Raw genomic sequence first — 1,454 nt, forward strand, 5'->3', positions numbered from 1 at the left:
GGTTGCGTCCTTTAGTGTGGTGTATCTGTAGCTGCCGGTGACGACCTTATGAATGCACGAGGCGACCACCGCAGCACCTTTCGAATCCGTAACCACACTTCCTCGAAAGGGAAACCACGATGGCCGCTGGCCCCCATTCTATCGACCCCACCACCTACCTCGACGAACTACTGGCTCAAGCCTCCCCGGATCTGATGCGCGAGATGCTCCAAGGGTTCATCAACCAGATCCTCTCGACCCAGGCCGACCAGATCTGCGGCGCCGACTACGCCACCGTCAGTGATGCGCGCACCAACGTCCGCAACGGCTACCGCCACCGAAACCTCGACACCAGAGTCGGCACCATCGACGTCGCCGTGCCCAAACTCAGAACCGGCTCGTTCTTCCCGGACTGGCTGCTGGAACGACGCACCCGGGCCGAACGTGCCCTGACCACCGTGATCGCCACCTGCTACCTCAAAGGCGTCTCCACCCGCAGGATGAACGACCTCGTCGCCACCCTGGGGATCAACAACCTCTCAAAATCGCAGGTCTCCGAGATGGCCAAAGATCTCGATCAGATGGTGGAAGATTTCCGCACCCGACCCCTGGATACCGGCCCCTACCTCTATGTTTCCTGCGACGCGTTGACCATGAAGGTGCGTGAAGGCGGACGGGTCGTGAAAACCTCCGTGCTGCTGGCCACCGGCGTGAACGCGGAAGGCTACCGCGAACTACTCGGCATGCAGGTCGCCACATCCGAGTCCGTGGCCTCCTGGACCGGTTTCTTCCGCGACCTGAAAGCCCGCGGCCTAAACGACGTCTACCTGGTCACCAGCGACGCACACTTGGGCATCCAGCACGCCATCGGCGAGGTCCTGCCGAACGCCTCCTGGCAACGGTGTCGCACGCATTTCGCTAAGAACCTCTCCGGGCTGGTGCCCAAAAGCCAATGGCCGACCTTGTCGGCGATGTTCCACACGATCTTCCAGCAACCTGACGCCCAGGCTGTGTGGGATCAGGCACGGGAGGTGGTGGGCTTCTGTGAGCAGAAGTTCCCCCATGTCGCGGACTACCTCGAGGAAGCGCTCGACGAGCTGCTGGCGTTCACGAACACGCCAAGGACGGTGTGGACGAAGGTCTGGTCGAACAACCCCACCGAGCGGTTGAACCGGGAGATCCGCCGGCGCACCGACGTCGTGGGGATCTTCCCGAACCGAGATGCCGTCGTGCGCCTGGTCGGGGCGGTGCTGGCTGAGCAGCACGATGACTGGATCCAGCAGAAGCGCTACATGTCGCTGACGGCCCTGGACCAGACGAAGACCATGATGAACGCCAACGTCATCGACACCGGCGAAGCCACTCAGGAGGTCGCATGAGCCAGTCGCAACACCGGGCTCGTGCCGGTCCCTGAGATCGTCATGCTGCCTATTTTATCGAAAGGGCAGATACACCACTCGCGTGGACTTGACCTT

At 61.9% G+C, this 1,454-nt stretch carries 1 protein-coding gene; it reads left to right on the forward strand.

Features of this window, described 5'->3' with window-relative positions:
* Positions 1–119 precede the first annotated feature (119 nt).
* Positions 120–1,358 carry an IS256 family transposase gene (locus QKE30_RS10735; RefSeq protein WP_239202857.1) on the forward strand — a complete coding sequence of 413 codons (1,239 nt, stop codon included), beginning with the start codon at positions 120–122 and terminating at the stop codon, positions 1,356–1,358.
* Positions 1,359–1,454 lie beyond the last annotated feature (96 nt).

This window comes from Corynebacterium sp. c24Ua_83, from assembly GCF_039907245.1.
In the GTDB taxonomy this organism is placed as follows: Bacteria; Actinomycetota; Actinomycetes; order Mycobacteriales; family Mycobacteriaceae; genus Corynebacterium.

Coding starts and splice junctions, on each gene's coding strand:
- QKE30_RS10735 (WP_239202857.1), top strand. CDS start 120: ATGGCCGCTGGCCCCCATTCTATCGACCCCACCACCTACCTCGACGAA.